Annotated in this window: 17 protein-coding genes; 8 read left to right on the top strand and 9 right to left on the bottom strand. The window is 58.5% G+C overall.

Translation table 11 applies throughout. From position 1 onward, the window contains the following. Positions 1–1,038: 1,038 nt before the first annotated feature. The 4 genes from BN3659_RS01040 to BN3659_RS01020 form a co-directional block, all read right to left on the bottom strand. Positions 1,039–2,538, bottom strand: coding sequence for a potassium/proton antiporter (locus BN3659_RS01040; RefSeq protein WP_091533861.1), 1,500 nt, complete (start codon positions 2,536–2,538; stop codon positions 1,039–1,041). A 348-nt stretch (positions 2,539–2,886) separates the two neighbouring features. Beyond that, a complete protein-coding gene (locus BN3659_RS01035; RefSeq protein WP_091533860.1) occupies positions 2,887–3,384 on the bottom strand; it encodes a hypothetical protein in 498 nt (165 codons plus the stop codon). 297 nt (positions 3,385–3,681) lie between these two features. Then, entirely contained in the window at positions 3,682–4,059 is a 378-nt protein-coding gene (locus tag BN3659_RS01025; RefSeq protein WP_091533856.1) for a hypothetical protein, read from the bottom strand. A 51-nt stretch (positions 4,060–4,110) separates the two neighbouring features. Then, a complete protein-coding gene (locus BN3659_RS01020) occupies positions 4,111–4,902 on the bottom strand; it encodes a TonB family protein (RefSeq protein ID WP_091533854.1) in 792 nt (263 codons plus the stop codon). An 89-nt stretch (positions 4,903–4,991) separates the two neighbouring features. On the opposite strand from BN3659_RS01020, the gene BN3659_RS01015 reads away from it, so the two are divergent. The 8 genes from BN3659_RS01015 (at position 4,992) to BN3659_RS00975 (ending at position 16,670) form a co-directional block, all read left to right on the top strand. Beyond that, on the top strand, positions 4,992–6,383 hold the full coding sequence (locus BN3659_RS01015) for a bifunctional UDP-3-O-[3-hydroxymyristoyl] N-acetylglucosamine deacetylase/3-hydroxyacyl-ACP dehydratase (RefSeq protein WP_091533853.1): 1,392 nt from the start codon (positions 4,992–4,994) through the stop codon (positions 6,381–6,383). Positions 6,384–6,393: 10 nt separating this feature from the next. Next, the gene (gene lpxA / locus BN3659_RS01010) at positions 6,394–7,179 is read left to right on the top strand and encodes an acyl-ACP--UDP-N-acetylglucosamine O-acyltransferase (RefSeq protein ID WP_091533851.1); all 786 of its coding nucleotides are present in this window, start codon (positions 6,394–6,396) and stop codon (positions 7,177–7,179) included. 181 nt (positions 7,180–7,360) lie between these two features. Further along, on the top strand, positions 7,361–7,828 hold the full coding sequence (gene rimP, locus BN3659_RS01005; RefSeq protein WP_091533850.1) for a ribosome assembly cofactor RimP: 468 nt from the start codon (positions 7,361–7,363) through the stop codon (positions 7,826–7,828). 755 nt (positions 7,829–8,583) lie between these two features. After that, a complete protein-coding gene (gene nusA / locus BN3659_RS00995) occupies positions 8,584–9,816 on the top strand; it encodes a transcription termination factor NusA (protein ID WP_091533846.1) in 1,233 nt (410 codons plus the stop codon). A gap of 30 nt (positions 9,817–9,846) precedes the next feature. Then, a complete protein-coding gene (infB, locus tag BN3659_RS00990; protein WP_091533845.1) occupies positions 9,847–12,666 on the top strand; it encodes a translation initiation factor IF-2 in 2,820 nt (939 codons plus the stop codon). Positions 12,667–13,315: 649 nt separating this feature from the next. Next, on the top strand, positions 13,316–14,635 hold the full coding sequence (locus BN3659_RS00985) for an acetyl-CoA hydrolase/transferase family protein (RefSeq protein ID WP_091533843.1): 1,320 nt from the start codon (positions 13,316–13,318) through the stop codon (positions 14,633–14,635). A 1,307-nt stretch (positions 14,636–15,942) separates the two neighbouring features. Next, on the top strand, positions 15,943–16,281 hold the full coding sequence (locus BN3659_RS00980) for a TM2 domain-containing protein (RefSeq protein ID WP_191442096.1): 339 nt from the start codon (positions 15,943–15,945) through the stop codon (positions 16,279–16,281). A 2-nt stretch (positions 16,282–16,283) separates the two neighbouring features. Continuing rightward, a complete protein-coding gene (locus BN3659_RS00975; protein WP_091533842.1) occupies positions 16,284–16,670 on the top strand; it encodes a DUF2752 domain-containing protein in 387 nt (128 codons plus the stop codon). Between the two features lie 122 nt (positions 16,671–16,792). Here the strand turns inward: BN3659_RS00975 and BN3659_RS00970 are convergent, their stop codons facing one another. From BN3659_RS00970 to BN3659_RS00955, 5 genes are all read right to left on the bottom strand, one after another. Then, the gene (locus tag BN3659_RS00970) at positions 16,793–17,413 is read right to left on the bottom strand and encodes a trimeric intracellular cation channel family protein (RefSeq protein ID WP_091533840.1); all 621 of its coding nucleotides are present in this window, start codon (positions 17,411–17,413) and stop codon (positions 16,793–16,795) included. A 548-nt stretch (positions 17,414–17,961) separates the two neighbouring features. Then, positions 17,962–18,582, bottom strand: coding sequence for a hypothetical protein (locus BN3659_RS00965; RefSeq protein ID WP_091533839.1), 621 nt, complete (start codon positions 18,580–18,582; stop codon positions 17,962–17,964). Between the two features lie 249 nt (positions 18,583–18,831). After that, on the bottom strand, positions 18,832–19,269 hold the full coding sequence (locus BN3659_RS00960; protein ID WP_091533837.1) for a hypothetical protein: 438 nt from the start codon (positions 19,267–19,269) through the stop codon (positions 18,832–18,834). A gap of 161 nt (positions 19,270–19,430) precedes the next feature. Further along, positions 19,431–19,847 (bottom strand): hypothetical protein, encoded by a 417-nt coding sequence (locus BN3659_RS12715; RefSeq protein WP_141682443.1) that lies wholly within the window; start codon positions 19,845–19,847, stop codon positions 19,431–19,433. 114 nt (positions 19,848–19,961) lie between these two features. After that, positions 19,962–20,369, bottom strand: a complete 408-nt coding sequence (locus BN3659_RS00955) for a hypothetical protein (protein ID WP_091533835.1) — start codon at positions 20,367–20,369, stop codon at positions 19,962–19,964. Between the last annotated feature and the right edge of the window lie 279 nt (positions 20,370–20,648).

The following is a 20,648-nucleotide window of genomic DNA, read 5'->3' as shown; positions in this document are numbered from 1 at the left end:
AGACTCGCGGTGTTCCTACCTCGGATTCAGACGCGAAACGAATCCCTCCCCTCCCTCCCAAAACAGGTTCGCTCCCGCCGCACGGGGTATTTCCTCTCCCGCCGCAAACCGCTGCGCCTCGCAGGTGTTGCGCGACGCCGGCTTCCGCATACGCTTTTGCAGGCCAACCGACCGATGGCACGAGACAAGGCGCCCAGCGGCCTTCTCTTCTTTCCTCTTCCCTTCCGACGAAATCAGCCGAAAATCCGGGTATTTCGAGACCCGATCCCCGCATATGCCTCCGGAACCGCCCCGAAATCGGTCGCACCAACGGCCGTCGATCCGAAAACGTCCCCCCGCCGGCACGGTCAGCAGCGGAGCTCTCGACGGCCGTTCTCGGGTGCCCGACACTTACCGGGAATCCGATCGGCCCGCCGCCGAAAGGACGGATTTCGCCGGAACCGCCGTTATCCGGGCGCCGGACAGGCCGGGCCCAGTCGCAGAACTTGTGCGGAGTATTCCGGCAACCTTTCGAGACCGGACCGAAGCCTATTCGCATCCGTCCTCCCCGGCACCGCCCGCAGAACCGTTTACCAGAGCCGGACACAGAACCACCCACCTTAGAAAAACATCCGCCGGAACCGATCCTAAAACCGTCCACCAGAGCCGCTTCACAAGACAGCCCAGAGCCGGCCCCGAAAAACCGCCCGAAGAACCTGTTCCCAGAGCCGGACACAGCCCCCCCAAAAAAGCTCCCCGGCACCGCCCGCAGAACCGACAAAACAGATCCGGAACGAATCGGTCGAACATGCTGCGAGCGTCCAAACAAAATGCGTTCAGGCAAAAGGGAATGCGCAAAAAGGGAATGCACAAAAGGAAATGCGCAAAGCAAAAAGGAATACCCAAAAAAGGGAGGCAACTCCACAAAACGCAAGTTTCCGGCCGGCGATTTGCCGGCCGGAAACATCCGCGAACGCCGCTCCCGGTTCGTGAGGCGGAGGTGAAGCGGAGGTGAAGCGGAGGTGAAGCGGAGGTGAAGCGGAGGTGGGGCGAGGAGGGCTACCCCAGCTTCATCACGTCGTCGATGCCCATATCCTTATAGGTGGACTGCAGCTCTTCGTTGCGGTCGGAGATCACCAACAGTTTGTCGCCCAGTTCGAGCCGCGTTTTGCCCTGAGGCACGAAATAGTCCCCGTCGCGGCAGACCATCATCACCAGCGTATTGTCCGGCAGCGCGATCTCCTTGAGCGTCTCGCCGCCGCGCAGCATCGCCTCGTTGACCTCGACCTCGGTGAGCACCGATTTGATGTCGTCGTGCATGTTGACGTCGAAGGCCGACTCCTTCTCCTCGTAGGCCAGCCCCAAGAGGTTGGCCATCGAGCTGACGGTCGTGCCCTGCACCGCGAGCGAGATGAGCGTAACGAGGAACACCACGTTGAACAGCAGGTCGGCCTCCACGATGTCGGCCAGCACCGGATAGGTGGCGAAAATGATCGGCACGGCCCCTCGCAGTCCGACCCACGAGACATAGAGCCGCGCCTTCAGCGAGAACTTCCGGAAGGGGGCCATGCAGAGGAAGACCGTAACGGGGCGCGCCACGAGAATCATGAAGGCGCCGATGAGGCATCCCAATCCGAGCACCTCGGGCCGGAACAGCTCGTCGACATTCACCAGCAGACCGAGCGTGAGGAACATCACGATCTGCACGAGCCACGTGAAGCTGTCGAAAAAGCTGGTCAGCACCCGCTTCTGCATCAGCTTGTGGTTGCCGACGACCAGACCCGACATATAGACGGCCAGATAACCGTTGCCTTTCACGAGGTCCGTGAATGCGAACGAAAAGAAAATGAACGCCAGCAGCAGCACCGAGTAGAGCGAGTGATTCGAGAGGTTGATCCGGTTGATGGTCCACACGGCGGCCTTGCCGATCAGGAATCCGAGCCCCGCGCCCAGCACCATCTGCACGACGAACATCAGCGCGCTCATGCCGATGCCCATGCTGTCCGCATCGGTGGGCGCGAGCACGCCGATCAGGAGGATCGTGAGGATGTAGGCCATCGGGTCGTTCGACCCCGACTCCAGCTCCAGCAGGGGCCTGAGGTTCTCCTTCAACCCTTGACGCTTGCTGCGCAGGATCGAGAAGACCGAGGCCGAGTCCGTCGAAGACATCGTGGCCGCCAGAAGGAGCGCGAGCAGGAACGGCATCTTCAGTCCGAGCCACGGGGCCACGAGATAGACGAAGCCGGCCACGACGAGCGCCGTGATCGCCACGCCGACCGTGGCCAGCACGACTCCCGGGCCGATCACGGGCCGGATCTCAGAAAATTTCGTATCCATACCGCCCGAGAAAAGGATGATGCAAAGGGCGATCATGCCGATGAACTGCGTCATCTCGACCGAATGGAACGAAATGAAGTTGGCTCCGACGACCATGCCGACGCCGAGAAAAAGCAACAGCGCGGGCGCACCGAAACGATAGGCCACCTTGCCGGCCATCACGGCGACACCCAGCAGCAGAGCGCCGACCAACACGAAATTTTCACTACTTATATCGATCATCTGTTTATCGGTTTTGCAATTTTGGAACTCGGCGGCCGGATATGCCTCTCCGCCGCCGGCGACATCCGCCGCATGCGGCACCGCCCGCTATCTTCCGCCCCGGCATGCTCCCGGCAAGTCCGGCCCGAGGCAGGGTGTCCGGCCCGTAGTGCTCCCGGCAGAAGGACATGCGCCCGGCAGAAGGACTTGCTCCCGGCGAAATACGTTCTCCCGCCCCGAGCGAATTGCCGAACCGCCGCCGCGGAGGTTCCGATTCGCGCACAGCCTCCGCGGCAGGGTGTCCGGCCGGGCGTCGGGACGCATCCGGATCGGCCGGGCGTCGGCATCCGGACGCGCGGCCGGACGGCCTTATCGGTTCACGACCTTCAGCCCCGACAGGGGACGGTATTCGAGGTCCGCATACTCGAATGCCTGCATCGCCGAGAACCGACCGTCGGGCGTGGCATACAGCGCAACGGCCACGGCCGGCACGCGCGAACGTTCGAGCGCACGCAGGCGTTTCACGTCGCCGCTTTCGACGTACGACGCCACCTCGCGCAACCACTTGCGGTCGAAGTAGAGCTCTTCGTAGCGCAGGTAGGCTTCCGCCTCCGTGTGGTAGGGCACCCCGCCCCCGAAGAGGCGGGCGAGCGTCGTCATCAGTCCGACGATCGCCAGCACGCCGCCCACGAAGACCAGCGCCGAACGGAGGTCGTTGTTCAATTCAGTCCCCCAGATGCGGTTCGCCACGATCAGAGCCGCGCCGGCGAACAGCATCACGAGAGGCATGGAAAACGGTTTGCGGCGGCGCACGACGGCTCCGCCGGGCAAGGCGCAAAGGGCCTCGCAAATTTCATTTTTATTCATAGTCTGCTCGATTATTTCTGCGTTGAATTCACTCTTCCGCCTCTCGCCCCGGCCGCGTCCGGACCTCGTCCGGTGCTGCATCCGGTTCGACGAGACGGCGGAAACGGTTCGTGCCGTTCCCCGCTCCGGCAGAGAGCGCACCTGCGTCCGCCCCCGGCAGGATCGACGGAACGGTCGAAATTCGTTCTTTCGCCCCCTCCGGCAGAGGCCGAACCGAAGTGCGGCTCGGAACCCGGATCGCCGGAACGGTCAAATCGTTTTGCAATCGTTTTCCGCACATGCGGAAAACGGGTGCCGCTAAATAATCAGCCGGTGCCGCCGACGGATGTAATAATCCGTCGCAGAGGCCCCGACGCGCAGATCGAAGATAAATTCGGGAAAGCAGCCGACCTTGGTGCCAGCACGTCCGCAAACGACGCCGCACTTGACGCCCAACCGCTCGGGACAGGGCGTCCGCCAGACGGAGAGCATCCGCACGGGTTCGACCTCCGCCGCCGCACGGGGCGGCACGAGGTCGGAGTTGCAAGCCTCCTCGCAGCGCCACTGTTCCTCCGAAGAGGAGGTAACCGCACATTCCGCGCCACTGCGGGGCACGGCATCGCGAACCGCTGCGGCGGCCGTACCGTCCAATGCTCCGCAAAGCACGAGAAACAGTATGTAAGCGAACTTTTTCAAGGTTCCGGTTCGAATCAGGACAAATTTACGGAAAATTTCCGAAAAAACCGTCTATTGCGGAATGAAAACATACGTTATGGTGCCCGTCTGCCGGGCCGGCGCCTCGGGGTCGATGTTCACGCGCGACGACCGCGCCGCCCGCAAGGCGGCCTCGCGCATCGGCGCGTCGCCGCCCGAACGCACCCGCGCCGACGTTATGTCGCCCGCACGGTTCACGACGATCTCCACCACCACTTCGCCGCCCCCTTCGCACATGTAGGCCGGAATCTCCAGAACGCGGCCCTTGCGCACGGGATCTTTCACGTCGAGCCGCACCGTAACGGGTCCCGCGACCCGCTGGTCGGCCGGCTCGGTCTGCGCCCCCGGCCCGGAGCGGCTGCCGCGCAGGATCGCCTGCTCCTCGGCCAGCCCCTTCTCGTAGGCGTCGCGGTTGGCGCGCATTTCGGCCTCCAGCTCGCGCGCCGCCTCGCCCGCCGGCTCCGCCGCAGCGCGGCTGCCGTCGGCGCCCTCGGCGGCGTTGTCGTTCGAGACGAGGTTCCGGATCCGCCGCCAGTCGATGTCGTCCGCATGGCGGCGCTGCGCCTCGCGCTCCAGCCGGTCGCGTTCGGCTTCGAGCTCCGCGAGGGTCTGCATGTCGATGTAGATCGTCTCGGAGCGGGGCCGCGTGTCAATCACGATCCTGCCCGCCACGAAGGCGATGGCAAGGACCAAATAGGCGATCAGCGTCGCGCAAAGCCCGACGCGATGGTCGTAAGCCCACTCGCCGACGTCGCTCCGCCGCTGTTCGAAGGGCAGATGAAGGCGCGGCCGACGCGGCGGTCTATGGGGTTCGGTGGATGCCATCCGTGCGTTTCACAATTTTGGGCAAAAGTACTATTTTTAACCGAAAATTTCCTATCTTTGCGCGCAAATATAACAAGATTCCCTCGCTTATGCCTACAAAACAACAAACGCTCAGGTCCTCCCTCTCCTTTTCGGGCAAGGGCCTGCACACGGGTGTTCGGGTGAGCATGACCGTCCATCCGGCCGAGGCCGACACCGGCATCGTGTTCCGGCGTACCGATATCGAAGGCTGCCCCGAAATCCCCGCTCTGTGCGATTATGTGGTCGACACTTCGCGCGGCACGACCATCGAAAAGGACGGACACCGCGTGAGCACCATAGAACACATCATGTCGGCGCTCTGGACGCTGGGCGTGGACAACGCCCGCATCGACATAAACGGCCCCGAGACCCCCATCATGGACGGTTCGTCCAAGGAATACGCCCGCGCCGTGCTCGAAGCCGGACTCGCGGAGCTCGAAGCCGAGCGCCGCTACTACCACGTAACCGAAAAGATGGTCTACACCATCCCCGAAAAGGGCGTGGCGATCATCCTCTACCCCGACGACGAATTCTCCGTCTCGCTGCACGTGGACTACAACTCGAAGGTGATCGGCAATCAGTATGCCACCTTCAACCCGGGCGACGACTACGCCTCGAAGATCGCCCCCTGCCGCACGTTCGTCTTCCTGCACGAACTGGAGCCGCTGATGAAGATGAACCTCATCAAGGGCGGCGATCTGGACAACGCCATCGTCGTGGTCGAGAACCCCGTGCCCGACGAGCAGCTGGCCCACCTCAAACAGATCTTCGGCAAACAGGACATCGAGATCACGGGCGGATACCTCAACAACCTCCAGCTCCGCTTCAACAACGAGCTGGCCCGCCACAAACTGCTCGACCTGCTGGGCGACTTCCCGCTGCTGGGCATGCGCATCAAGGGCCGCGTGTGGGCTACGCGCCCGGGCCACTATGCCAACACGGAGTTCATGAAGCAGCTCAAGCAGACCATCCGCCGCGAAGGCGAGAAGCCCCGCTTCCAGTACGACGGCCGCAAGGCGCCGCTCTACGACATCAACGCCATCCGCCGCATGCTGCCCCACCGCCCGCCGTTCCTGTTGGTCGACCGCATCTTCCACCTCGATCAGCAGTCGGTGGCCGGCATCAAGAACGTTACGATGAACGAGCCCTTCTTCGTGGGCCACTTCCCGGACGAGCCCGTCATGCCGGGCGTGCTGATCATCGAGGCGATGGCGCAGTGCAGCGGCATCCTCGTGCTGGGCACGGTGCCCGACCCGGAGAACTACTCGACCTATTTCATGAAGATCGACGGCGTGAAATTCAAGCGCAAGGTCGTCCCGGGCGACACGCTCCAATTCGAAATCCATCTGCTCGAACCCATCCGACGCGGCGTGGCCGTGTGCGAAGGCAAAGCCTTCGTCGGCGAGACGCTCGCCTGCGAAGCGCTGATGATGGCCCAGATCGTCAAGAACAAAAAATAGAGACAGCCCAATGATCAGTCCTTTAGCATACATCCACCCCGATGCCCGGCTGGGCCGGAACGTAACGGTCGAACCCTTCGCCTGCATCGCCGGCGACGTGCAGATCGGCGACGACTGCTGGATCGGCCCCGGAGCCGTGATCCACGACGGCGCACGCATCGGCAAGGGATGCCGGATCCACACCGCAGCCTCCGTCTCCTGCACGCCACAGGACCTCAAGTTCGCGGGCGAAGCGACCACGGCCGAAATCGGCGACTACAACGACATCCGCGAATACGTAACCATCAGCCGCGGCACCGCCTCGAAGGGCAAGACCGTCGTGGGAAGCCGCAATCTGCTGATGGCCTACGTACACATCGCCCACGACGACGTGGTGGGCAGCCATTGCGTCTTCGCCAACCGCGTGTCGCTGGCCGGCGAGGTGCAGGTGGGCGACTGGGTGGTGATCGGCGGACACGCCGCCGTCCATCAGTGGACCCGCATCGGCGACCATGCCATGATTCAGGGTGGAGCGCTGCTGGGGCAGGACGTGCCGCCGTATGTGATCGTGCGCAACGACACGATGCGTTTCGCGGGCATCAACAAGATCGGACTTTCGCGCCGCGGATTCACGCCCGAGCGCATCGGCGAGATCCACGACGCCTGCCGCATCCTCTTCCAGAGCGGCCTGAACTACCAGAACGGCTGCGACGAGGTCGAGCGAACGATACCCGCGAGCGAGGAGCGCGACCGGCTCGTGGAGTTCATCCGTTCGTCGCAGCGCGGGATCATCAAGCCCTATTCGGCCGAAAAATAATTTTTCCGACCTATTATATTGGTATCTGAGAAAAAAGCGTTATATTTGCATTGTCGGAAGACGGACGCGCAATGAGGTAAGGGGACGGGATGTCCCCTTATTTCGTAGTTGCAGCCGAGGGCGCCGATGAGCCCCCCCTGCGAAGCCGGCCGGTCTGAGGAAGATACTATTTACTGATACTATGATGGATACCGAAAAGATAATCGCAGCGGCGCAGCGGATCACGGAGGGCACGGACCTCTTCGTGGTGGGTTGCACCAGCACTCCCGCGAACGAAGTGGAACTGCTCGTGGACAGCGACACGTCGGTCTCGATCGACGCCTGCGTCGAGCTGAGCCGCGCCATCGAAGCGGAATTCGACCGCGACGAGGAGGATTTCTCGCTCACGGTGGCCTCGGCCGGCATCGGCTCCGAACTCAGGTGCCTGCGCCAATACCGCAAGCTGGTCGGTTCGACCGTCGAAGTGCTGCTCCTCAGCGGAGTGAAAATCGTAGCCCGGCTCGACGGCGTGAGCGACGAGGGCGTAACCCTCTCCTACGAGGAGAAGCAGAGCGTGGAGGGCAAAAAACGCAAACAGCTCGTAACCGTTACGCGCGCTTACCCCTTCTCGGAGATCAAGTACACGAAAGAGTACCTCGATTTCAAATAATGCCGGCCAAGCGCCGGCCGCAACGATAAAGCCGGGAAGGGAGCAGAGAGTGGGGCTGCAAAGAGAGGAGAAGACAGAGAGGGGCAGCAGAGAGAGAGAAGCGGCAGAGAGAGAAGAAGGCAGAGAGGGGCAACAGAGAGAGAAGCGGCAAAGAAAGTGGGCGGCAGAGAGTCCGATACGTCCGGGAGCCCCACGGAACGGGAAACCCGGCACGGCGGAAAAACCGCAAGCCGAGGGACGCAGCCGGAAAACGGACGCACAACGGAAAGCCCGAACGAACGACTGTCCGGACGGAACGGGAAACCCGGCACGGCGGAAAACCGCAAGCCGAGGGCCGCTGCCGGGAAACGGATGCACAACGGAGAGCCCGAACGAACGACTGACTGCCGGACGGACGGAACGGGAAATCCGGCACGGCGGAAAACCGCAAGCCGAGGGCCGCTGCCGGGAAACGGATGCACAACGGAGAGCCCGAACGAACGACTGTCCGGACGGAACGGGAAACCCGGCGCGGCGATAAAACCGCAAGCCGAGGGCCGCTGCCGGAAAACGGACGCACAACGGAAAGCCCGAACGAACGACTGACTGCCGGACGGACGGAACGGGAAACCCGGCACGGCGATAAAACCGCAAGCTGAGGACCGCAGCCGGAAAACGGACGCAACGGAAAGCCAGCCGGGAGCAGCAGCCGGAGGGAATAGGCACACAGCTGCCGCACGATCAAGGAAAATAATATAAAACAAAAGATACGGACCATGGATAACTTGAATCTTATCAGCACGTTTGCAGAGTTCAAAGAGCTGAAAAACATCGACAAGAGCACGATGATCGGCGTATTGGAGGACGTCTTCCGCCACACGCTCCAGAAACAGTACGAGACGGACGACAACTTCGACGTGATCATCAACCCCGAGAAGGGCGACCTCGAAATCTGGCGCAACCGCGTCGTGGTGGAAGACGGTGCGGTCGAGAATCCGCAGATGCAGATCGCCGTGTCGGAGGTGAAGGCCATCGACCCCACCTACGAGATCGGCGACGAGTACACCGATCAGGTGCGGCTCGAATCGTTCGGCCGCCGGGCCGTGCTGTCGTTGCGCCAGAACCTCGCATCGCGCATCCTCGACCTCGAAAAAGCCAGCCTCTACGAGAAATACTCGGAGAAGGTCGGCGAGATCATCACCGGCGAGGTCTATCAGGTGTGGAAGAAGGAGGTGCTGATCCTCGACGACGAGGAGAACGAGCTGATACTCCCCAAGGCGGAGCAGATTCCCAACGACTTCTACCGCAAAGGCGATACGATCAAGGCCATCGTCAAGAGCGTGGAGATGAACAACAACAATCCACGCATCATCCTCTCGCGCACGGCCAACCAATTCCTCGAACGCCTCTTCGAACAGGAGGTGCCCGAGATCTTCGACGGACTGATCACCATCAAGAAGATCGTCCGCATCCCGGGCGAACGGGCCAAGGTGGCCGTGGAGTCCTACGACGAACGCATCGACCCCGTGGGCGCATGCGTGGGCATGAAGGGCTCGCGCATCTACTCGATCGTCAAGGAGCTGCGCAACGAAAACATCGACGTGGTGAACTACACGACCAATCCGCAGCTGATGATCCAGCGAGCGCTGAACCCCGCCAAGATTTCGAGCATCACCATAGACGAAGAGAAGATGACCGCCTCGGTCTACCTCAAACCCGATCAGGTGTCGCTCGCCATCGGCAAGGGCGGTCTGAACATCCGTCTCTCGAAGATGCTCACCGGTTACGACATCGACGTCTACCGCGAGGTCGAGGAGGAAGACGTGGCCCTCACGGAGTTCGCCGACGAGATCGACGGCTGGATCATCGACGCCCTGAAAGCCGCCGGCTGCGACACGGCCAAGAGCGTGCTCGAACTCACGGTCGAGGAGATCGCCAACCGTGCCGACCTCGAAATCGAACAGGCCCAGAAGGTCTACGAGATCCTGAAAGCCGAATTCGAGGAGTAACCCACTAAAAAACAAGGAGAGGAGACATATATGACAAACGGAAAGAAACTAAGGCTCATTCAGGTCGCAAAGGAGTTCAACGTGGGACTGAACACTATCACGGACTTTTTGCAGAAGAAGGGCATCAAAAGCGACGGTTCGCCCAATACGCCGGTCGAACCGGACGTATACGCCGTGCTCGAAAAAGAGTTCGGCTCGAACCGCGGCGCAGGCAGCGAACGCGAATCCATCCGCGAGCGGATCGCACAGAAGCAGGCGACCGTAACGCTCGACGAGGCGAGACGGCAGGCCCGCGAAGAGGAGCAGGAGATCGTCATCAAGAGCCGCATCATCAGCGTGCAGGACGAAATCCCCCACCCCAAGATCCTCGGCAAGATCGACCTCGATCCGAAAACCAAGGTCCCCGTACTGGCTCCCAGACCCGCGGCTCCGGCCCCGCAGGCGGCATCCGCAGCGCCGGCCGCGAGCAGGACCGAGGCGCCCGCCGTTCCGGCCGCCGGAGAGGCACAGCCGGCAGCGGCCGCAGAGACGGCGCCCGCAGCGCCGAGGACGGAGGCTCCGGCCGCCGCCGAAGCAGAGGCCGCCGCCCGGACCGCTCAGGCCGCCCCCGCAGAGACCGAGGCGCCCGCACCGACGGCAGAAGCGCCCAAGGACAACATCTTCCGTCCGAACACCACGGTGCTCACGGGTCCGCAGGTGTTGGGAACGATGGACGTCTCGGGCTTCGTCCCGGGCGGCAGGCACAAGCGCAAGCGTCTGCAAGAGAAAAAGGTAGACGTCAACAAAGCCCAGCAACAACAGAAAGGACAGGGCGGCGGCAAACCCGCGCAGGGGGCGAATGCCGCAGGCGGACGGGGCGGACAGCACCCCAATCAGCCCAAACCGGGCGAGGGTCGCCGCAGCAAGAACAAGAACAACAAACCCAAACCGGTGGTCCGCCCCGAAGTGAGCGACGAGGAGGTTTCGAAGCAGGTGAAGGATACGCTCGCCCGTCTGACGTCGAAAGGCGCCAAGAGCAAGAGCGCGAAATACCGCAAGGACAAGCGCGAAGCCGTGGCCGAACGCATGAACGAAGAGTTCGAACGCGAAGAACAGGAACGTTCGATCCTCAAGGTAACGGAGTTCGTTACCGTGAGCGAACTGGCGACGATGATGAACGTGCCCGTAACGGAGGTCATCACGGCCTGCATGAACCTCGGCCTCATGGTTTCGATCAACCAGCGGCTCGACGCCGAGGCGCTCGTGGTCGTGGCCGAAGAGTTCGGGTTCAAGACCGAGTTCGTGTCGGTGGACATTCAGGAGGCCATCAACGACGACGACGAGGCGGACGCCCCCGAGGACCTCGTGCCGCGGCCGCCGATCGTTACGGTCATGGGCCACGTCGACCACGGCAAAACCTCGCTGCTGGACAACATCCGCAAGACGAACGTCATCGAAGGCGAAGCCGGCGGCATCACGCAGCACATCGGCGCTTACAGCGTGGAGCTCAACGGCCAGAAGATCACCTTCCTCGACACCCCGGGCCACGAAGCCTTCACCGCCATGCGCGCCCGCGGCGCCAAGATCACGGACGTGGCGATCATCATCGTGGCGGCCGACGACAGCGTGATGCCGCAGACGATCGAGGCGATCAACCACGCGCAGGCCGCCGGCGTGCCGATGGTCTTCGCCATCAACAAGATCGACAAGCCGCAGGCCAACCCCGACCACATCAAGGAGCAGCTCTCGCAGATGAACTACCTCGTCGAATCGTGGGGCGGCAAATATCAGGATCAGGAGATCTCGGCCAAACAGGGGTTGAACCTCGACAAACTGCTCGAAAAGGTGCTGCTCGAAGCCGAAATGCTCGACCTGAAGGCCAACCCGAACAAACGGGCGGTTGGCACGGTGATCGAGTCGACGCTCGACAAGGGCCGCGGCTACGTCTCGACGATTCTTGTGCAAAGCGGCACGCTCCGCGTGGGAGACGTCATCCTCTCGGGCGTGCACACGGGCCGCGTGAAGGCCATGTTCAACGAAAACGGCAAGAAGGTAACGGAAGCCGGCCCCTCGACACCGGTGCAGGTGCTCGGTCTGAACGGAGCGCCGCAGGCGGGCGACACGTTCAACGTCATGGAGGACGACCGTTCGGCCCGCGAGATCGCCAACAAGCGGAGCCAGCTGCAACGCATGCAGGGCATCATGACCCAGAAGCACGTAACGCTCGACGAGATCGGCCGCCGCATCGCCATCGGTTCGTTCAAGGAGCTGAACATCATCGTCAAGGGCGACGTGGACGGCTCGGTGGAGGCCATGTCCGGTTCGCTCATCAAGCTCTCGAAGGAGAGCGTGCAGGTGAACGTGATCCACGCCGCCGTGGGGCAGATTTCGGAGTCGGACGTCCTGCTGGCCGCCGCATCGAACGCCATCATCGTGGGCTTCCAAGTGCGTCCGTCGGCCGCGGCACGCCGCGTGGCCGAGAAGGAGGAGATCGAGATCCGCCTCTACTCGATCATCTACGACGCAATCAACGACATCAAGGACGCCATCGAAGGCATGCTCGAACCCGTAACGAAGGAGGAAATCGTCTGCTCAGTGGAGGTGCTGGAGATCTTCAAGATCACGAAGGTCGGCACCGTGGCGGGCTGCGTCGTCCGCGAGGGCAAGCTGCAACGCACGACTCCGATCCGCGTCATCCGCGACGGCATCGTGATCTACACGGGCAAGCTCGGTTCGCTCAAGCGTTTCAAGGACGACGTGAAGGAGGTGAGCGCCGGTCAGGACTGCGGTCTGAACATCGAGTCGTTCAACGACATCCGCATAGGCGATATCGTCGAAGGCTACGAGCAGGTGGAAGTGAAACGCAAATAACGCGACACGCAACGTTCCGCAGGCCGTCCGCCTTATGCGGACGGCCTTGCTTCGAGAGGTCGTTCCGGCGGAAAGACCCGCGAAGGGTCCCGCCTGCCGGAGTACGCGGCGAGACACGCCCCCCGGCGGAGACCCGGCAAAAGGCCGGCGCCTAAGGGCCGGACCCGGGACACAGGCTCCGGCCGAAAGAACCGCCGAAGGGTCCCGCCTGCCGGAGTGCGCGGCGAGACACGCCCCCGGCGGAGACCCGGCGAAAGGCCGACGCCGAAGAACCGAACCCGGGACACACGCTCCGGCCGAAAGAACTGCCGAAGGGTCCCGCCTGCCGGAGTGCGCGGCGAGACACGCCCCACGGCGGAGACCCGGCAAGAGGCCGGCGCCGAAGGGCCGGACCCGGGACACACGCTCCGGCCGAAAGACCCGCGAAGGGGCCAGCCTGCCGGAGTGCGCGGCGAGACACGCCCCACGGCGGAGATCCCGGCAAGAGGCCGGCGCCTAAGGGCCGGACCCGGGACGCGCTCCGCGAAGGAGAGGTGAAACCGCACATGCGGCGAACCATGACGACGAACAACGGCGATCCGAGGCCGGAACAGGCTCGGAATCTCCGGCAGAAGATCATAATTGCCTAACCAAAATACATTACAAGTAAATGAATTACCAAATCAAGTTTACGACCGCCGAGGAGGCTGTGAAGGTCATCAAGTCCGGAGACCACATCCACCTCAGCTCGGTTGCCTCGGCTCCCCAATGCCTCATCAAGGCCATGTGCGAGCGCGGCGCCAACAAGGAATTCCGGGATGTGCACATCCATCACCTCCACACCGAGGGTCCGGCTCCCTATGCCGCACCCGAATTCGAAGGGATCTTCCAGCTCGACTCGTTCTTCGTGGGCGGCAATGTCCGCAAAGTTACGCAGAGCGGCTATGCGGACTACATTCCCATCTTCCTGAGCGAAACGCAGCGTCTCTACCGCAGCGGAGCCGTGCCGTGCAACGTGGCGATGATCCAAGTGTCGACGCCCGACAAACACGGCTACGTCTCGCTCGGCACGTCGGTCGATGCGACGCTCGCCGCCGTGGAGACCGCCGAGCATGTGATCGCCGTGGTGAACAAGCACGTGCCCCGTTCGTTCGGCGACGCCATGATCCATGCCTCGAAGATCGACCTCTTCGTGCAGGACGACACCCCGCTGGAGGAGGCCCACTTCACCGAGCCGAACGAGATCGAGACCGCCATCGGGCGCAACTGCGCAGCGCTGATCGAGGACGGTGCGACGCTCCAGATGGGCATCGGCGCCATCCCCAACGCCGTGCTGGCCCAGCTCGGCGGCCACAAGAACCTCGGCATCCACACCGAAATGTTCGCCGACGGCGTACTGCCGCTCGTCGAAAAGGGCGTCATCAACGGCGAAGCCAAAAACATCGACAAGGGAAAGATGGTCTCCACCTTCCTGATGGGTTCGCAGCGCGTCTACGACTTCATCGACGACAACCCGGGAGTGCTGATGATGGACGTAGGCTACACGAACGACCCCTACATCATCGCCAAGAACGACCGCGTAACGGCCATCAACTCGGCCTTGCAGATCGACCTCACCGGACAGGTGTGCGCCGACTCGCTCGGCACGAAATTCTATTCGGGCGTCGGCGGTCAGATCGACTTCGTCTACGGCGCATCGCTTTCGAAGGGCGGCAAGGCCATCATCGCCATGCCTTCGGTTACGAACAAAGGCATCTCGAAGATCGCTCCCGTGCTGACCCCGGGCGCCGGCGTGGTTACGACCCGCAACCACATCCACTGGTTCGTAACGGAGCACGGCGCCGTAGATCTCTACGGCAAGACGCTTCAGGAGCGTGCCCGTCTGATTATCTCCGTCGCCGACCCCTCGGCACAGGAGGAGCTGGACAAAGCCGCTTTCGAGCGTTTCGGATCGCACCACCATTACATCAAAGGGTACATGAAATGCTAACCGCGGAAAATCGCAGGATTTACGGGCCGGTCATGTCATGATGACCGGCTCTTTTTTCCAAAGACGGAATGCAGGAGGACGGGGGCCACGTTCCGGCCCGTTCGCGGTCCCGTGCCGCTGTTATCCCGGACCTCCATACCGTCTGTTCCGCACGGCATTTGCACAGGACCGCTCGGCCCGGTCCCGGAACCTTTGCCGCGGTCGCTCCAAGCCCCTCCCCTCCCACTCCCCGGACGCGGACGCTCTACCCGGACGGAACCGATACGGGAGCACCTGCATTTACCCGGGACTTCGGAGTGCCCGGCCCTCCAGCATCCGTCCCTACATGAACTCCCACTCCCCGGACGCGGACGCTCTACCCGGACGGAACCGATACGGGAGCACTTGCGTTTACCCGGGACTTCGGAGTGCCCGGCCCTCCCGGTTATCTGTCCCTCGATCACTCCAAGCCTTTATGACGCCATTATCGCCGCAGAAGCCGGGCCCGGATCGTTTTGCACGGAGCAGCATTACCGCCCCGTCGGTTCCACCCTGCAGGAACAGGTACCGCCTGCATTCGGTGCCCGCACGAACAGAACCGCTTCTTTTTAATGCCGCGAACGACACCATCCGAACGACTGTCCGTATTCTCCGGCACGTCGCAGCTCCTCCTCGCACCCCGTTCGCCGCAAATGAGCCCGAAGCGGACATAACTCCCGAAAACGGGCTTCCGCAGCTGGCGGAAGCAAAAACGGCTCCTCTCCTGCTCTCGGCGAACTATGCCGAAGCGGCCGGGACACACGGTCCCGCACCTTTCCAAACGGCCGTGCGGCCCGCCCCGCGCGAACGCCCTGCCATTTATAGAATATGCCGCAATCCCTATTTTCGTCGAATCCGGGAATTGAGCCGCCCGATCCACGAAACGGACCATTTCATTATGCCGAGAGCAGAGCTGAACTCGTTCGGGCTATGCCGAGGCGGGGAAACGGACGAAAGAAATTCAACCATTTCATTAAGCCGAGCGCAGAGTCGAACTCGTTCGAGTTATGCCGAGGCGAGAAATGGACGAAAGAAATTCAACGGTTTTCCGCATCTATGGAGCTACACCCTCTCGGCGAAACCGAATAAAAATCCGTTTTTGCGCCCGACTTTCGCATCACGGACTTCGCCTCGGATACTTCCGAAATTTGCTTTTGCACTCGACATATTCATATCTTTGACTGCGTTTTAGATACTTCCGTTCGGCAAAAGCGAATAAATTTGTTTTTGCACTCGATTTATTCGTATCTTTGTACGACGACCGTCCGGAAACGGCCCAACGTACAATCATGGAAAGAGATCGGATCAACATGTTTCTCGCATGCAACGCGGATAAATTCGAACCCGCAGCGCTCGTATCGATCAAAGAACAACTCGAAAGGATGAGCGACGACCAGATCGTCGCGCTCGCGTCGGTCAATTACACCGACCCGACGCTGATTCTCGTAATCGCCATCCTGCTGGGGTGGGAACGCCTCTTTCTGAACGACATCGCGCTGGGCATTCTGAAGATTCTGACCTGCTACGGCTTCGGCATCTGGTGGCTCATCGACATTTTCACCGCGACCGGCAGAGCCAAACAATACAACTACCGACGTTTTCAGAGTACGGCCGCAATGCTCCGGTAGAGATGCGCAACTCCGAATCGAACGGTCTCCGTTTAGCCGGATTGCTTTCCGGCGGACTGCTCCTCTTGGGGCTGACCTACGGGCTGGACATTCGTATTCCTTGTCCCTTTAAGACCGTTACAGGGTTTCCCTGTCCGGGATGCGGAGGAATGCGGGCGCTCGATGCCCTGCTCCGCGGCAAATTCGGCGAAGCCCTTTCGATCAATCCGCTGTCGTGCCTCCTGATCGCCGCCTTTGTCGCGGCTTGTATCTGGCTGTCGGTTGATTGGATGCTCGGACGAAACACCTTTTCGAATGCCGTCCGACAGCTCGGCAACCGATATGCGCTTCCCGCCGTCGTCGTGCTTCTCGCTGCCGGATGGTGCAGGAATATACTCGCAGCCATCTGACCGACCGGATATCATTTGTTCGGATATCGTCCGACGGCTCGGCAACCGATATGCACTTCCCGCCGCCGGCATGCTTCCCGCTGCCGGATGGTGCAGGAACATATTCGCAGTCATCTGACCCGCTACCTTTTCGAGTCGTCCTCTGCGTGCAACGCCGGCAGGCAAATGCCGTAGCGCACCGCAAGGATACGGATCACGATTACGGAACAAGCTGCTACAAATTGCGTGAGAGCAGGCGCAACGCCCAGATAATGGCATAGATAGTAGATAAAACCGCCGCAGACGCAAGCTATGGCATATATATCCTTACGGAAAATAAGAGGCACTTCATTGATGAATATATCACGGAACATTCCGCCCGCCGCACCGGTCATGGTTCCCATGATGATGCCGACCCACATCGGATAACCCGCCGCGATACTTTTTTCGACCCCGACCACCGTAAACAGTCCGAGACCGATCGCATCGAATATGAAAAACGTATTGTTCAGCTTCACCACGTATTTGCGCAGCCCGACCACAAAGAGCAGCGCAAGGCCCGAAACGATCAGATAAGCCACATTCGACATCCAGAAAGGCGTGCAGCCGAGCATCAGATCCCGCATCGTACCGCCGCCGACCGCCGTAACGAAACCCACGACATAGGCCCCGAACCAATCGAAGCGTTTGGCCGACGCAAGACGGATGCCGCTGATGGCAAAAGCGAAGGTACCGATGTAATCAATAATCGTAATAAAATCCATAACCGAAAAATAAATTACCGGGCCGACGGTCCCATTACGGGCTTTTCCCGACGGGGCGCACCGGTTCGCGGCATCGCCGGTTGCGCCACAGTTCCGCCGGCCTCGTTCATATCCCCCGGTCCGCTCTTTCCTCGGTTTCCATGCCGCACGTTCATTCGGCACACGCTCCTATGGAAAAGCACGGATCGAATCTGTCCGCCTATCCCGTTTTCGGCACAAAAGTAGTGAGTTCGTCCGAATAATCATGAATTTTTTGCGAATTTATGCATCCTTTCCCATCGGCTTTCCAAGCGGTTCGTAAAGGATGTTTCTCCGGCATCATGCCGCGACGTCACGTCCGCGTCTGCGACAGAAGCGCTCCTAAAAATAGTCCCGGCGCACAAGGTGCCGGCGTTCAAACCCGCGAAGAGCTTTGCGATGAAAATAAAATAAGATCGACTATTCCTTGTTCATAGTTTTAGATCAATCTTACTCAATCGCCCCGTCAGCAGCGTTCTGACGGGGCGATTGCTATAACAGACATGAAGCTTCAAAGATGTACATTGCTATCAGAGGTCATAATATTGCTTCACCAATCGGCAAAATTTATCGTAATCGAAGATGGTAAACCATTCAGGTCTGTTTCCGTATTCTTCGTAATATTTTTCGAGAGAAGCATTCGCTTTATCTTTTTCTCCTAACTGTGCATACATAATAGGGACAAAATAACGGGCAGGAAGATCTCTGACACGCTTGGTTCTCTCCACATAATTTCTCAAATCCAACATTCTATACATAAACGGAATACCATACTCTTTCAGATCATACCGTAATTCCGATAACATTTCCTCGATATTATTCTCCGTAAACTTCCACTCATAAAATGTTCGACGAGGTGTAGTATAGCCCATCGCTTGCCCAACAAAAGGAATAGGACATTCTTCCTGCGGCTTACCGGTTATCTCATGGAAAATTCTGCGATAGTCATACATATAGACATCGAGAATCGGATTTACGCCATAAAAATGACATCCTCTGCCACTGGTGTTCAACCCAATAACTAAATCTATATTGTCATTATAGTGCCGAAGCCATTTGTGGGTTATTTTTTTATCTAATTCGAAGCCAACTTCTTCGAAAACCGAGATTACTTTCGGTTCGACAATCTTGCTTAACTGACCGAATAACATAATGTTAAATTTTAATATTTCGGATAATGGATTTCTCTGAAAACAGGGGTAATAGGAGCTTGTCCTGTCGTGAGTCCTGAAGCATTTTTCCCGTGCGGTGAAAATCAAGTTCTTGAACTCGAATAGCAGCTGAGGAATATTCGCACCCGACACGAAAGCGGAGGACTGAAGAGATCTTGATGAAAGCCCCCTGTTAGAATTATTCTGACTGGGGGCTTTCATACTCGAAGGCTTGCAGGTGCGCTTCATTCATCGGTTCAATTCGAAAGGGAAATAAATATAATCACTATTGGCATCTAACACTACTCTGGCAAACCAGAACTTTTTCTTTTCTCGGATCTCGTCCCACGAGTACATTTCCAGATCAATCGGATCAATAGCATATACGGATACCGTATCTCCAATAGTTATAAACACCTGATCTCTTACGAATTGTCTTCTTGACGTTTTTGATACAAACGGATAGTAATACTCCCACTGAGGGTAAAGTCGGCATGTAAAATCAAAGAACTCATCCGATGGCTCGTCATAAGATGCCCGCGGATAAATTTTACCGTTAACCACATTCACATCTATTCCGAATATTATTTCTCGGTCGCTCGTATTTATTACTGGGAGCGTCCAGTACCCCTCGAATATACATTGAACGAATAAAAAGGCTGTTGCAATTATAAATACTTTTTTCATTTCTTTTCGATTTTTAATATATGGGATAATCGTCGGTTATTGGAAATTGATCGCCGAAATATTCTTTGGCGAGTTTCTTAGCCTCTTTTTCAACAGAAAAACGTTTATGGCTGTCTTTATATGCTATTTGATTGACAAGGCTTGCCGGTGCCTGCCACAGATCAGTTCAAATCGAAAGGGAAATAAATACAGCCAGTCATTCCTGTCACTATGATTCGAGCAAACCAGAACTTTTTCTTTTCTCGAATTTCGTCCCACGAATACATTTCCAGATCAATCGGATCAATAGCATATACGGATACTGTATCACCAATGTTTATATGAGTTTTTCTATTGGAAGAAAAAGAATATACATTGTATCTATTAGGATAAATGCGTTCAGAATATTCTAAAAAATTATTATTTGGATCATAATAGGATTCTCGCGCATAAATATTACCATCCACAACATTTACATCTATCCCAAAAATGACATCATTCTTACTAAGATTCCGAATAGGTTGTCCCCATTCACCATCAAACATCGCTTCACATTGAATAAACAAAAAAGTTATTATAACTAAAAATATTCTTTTCATATCGGTTTTTTAATATATGGGATATTTATCACTTATTGGAAATTGATCGCCGAAATATTCTTTGGCGAGTTTATTAGCCTCTTTTTCGATAGAAGAACGTTTATGGCTGTCTTTTTATGCTATTTGATTGACAAGGCTTGCCGGGGCCTGCCACAGTCCGTAATAGAATCCATATCGCTGACTTTGCAAGACATGGCCGTTTTCGTGCATAAACATGAGGTCATCGGTCGAATTGATATTCCAGCCGTTAATCAAATTTCCCATCGTCATGCCGCTATGTTTTGCAATTTTGGGCTCACCAAATTGCAGGTTGGCCAATACGGCCCCGCGATAATAGGTAACTTGATTGACATCGCCACCGATGTTTCGGCCTTGCGAAAAATTATATCCGATAAATTGCTGGAACCGTTCCCGCGTCGAGCGGCTGAACCCTTGTAAAAGCTGACCCGCGACGCTTTTGCTTTCGTCATAGTAGTAGTTGCCGCGGACGATATCCATAGCATTGTCGAACTCGGAAATCATACTGATTCCCGTATTGGCAGCTGTGGCGGATGAAAAAGCGAACGACGTATAGCGCAATGATTTGCCGAATTTTGTCAATGCCCTGCCTCCGAAAATCGTCTGCCCTCGGAATACTGCCGCACCATATGATACCGTTGTTTCAAATCGGCCGCTCTATCCATTGCTGTTCATCTTTTCACGGTTCGCATGATTCGGTTATTCCCCACGCATCCAGCGCCTTCCGAAAACCGTTTTACAAAGGTAGAAAAAAGATCACAAAGATTCACCTCCGAGGCCCTC

This window comes from Alistipes sp. CHKCI003 (assembly GCF_900021155.1).
Taxonomy (GTDB): domain Bacteria; phylum Bacteroidota; class Bacteroidia; order Bacteroidales; family Rikenellaceae; genus Alistipes; species Alistipes excrementavium.
This window is presented reverse-complemented; position numbering and strand designations above follow the sequence as displayed.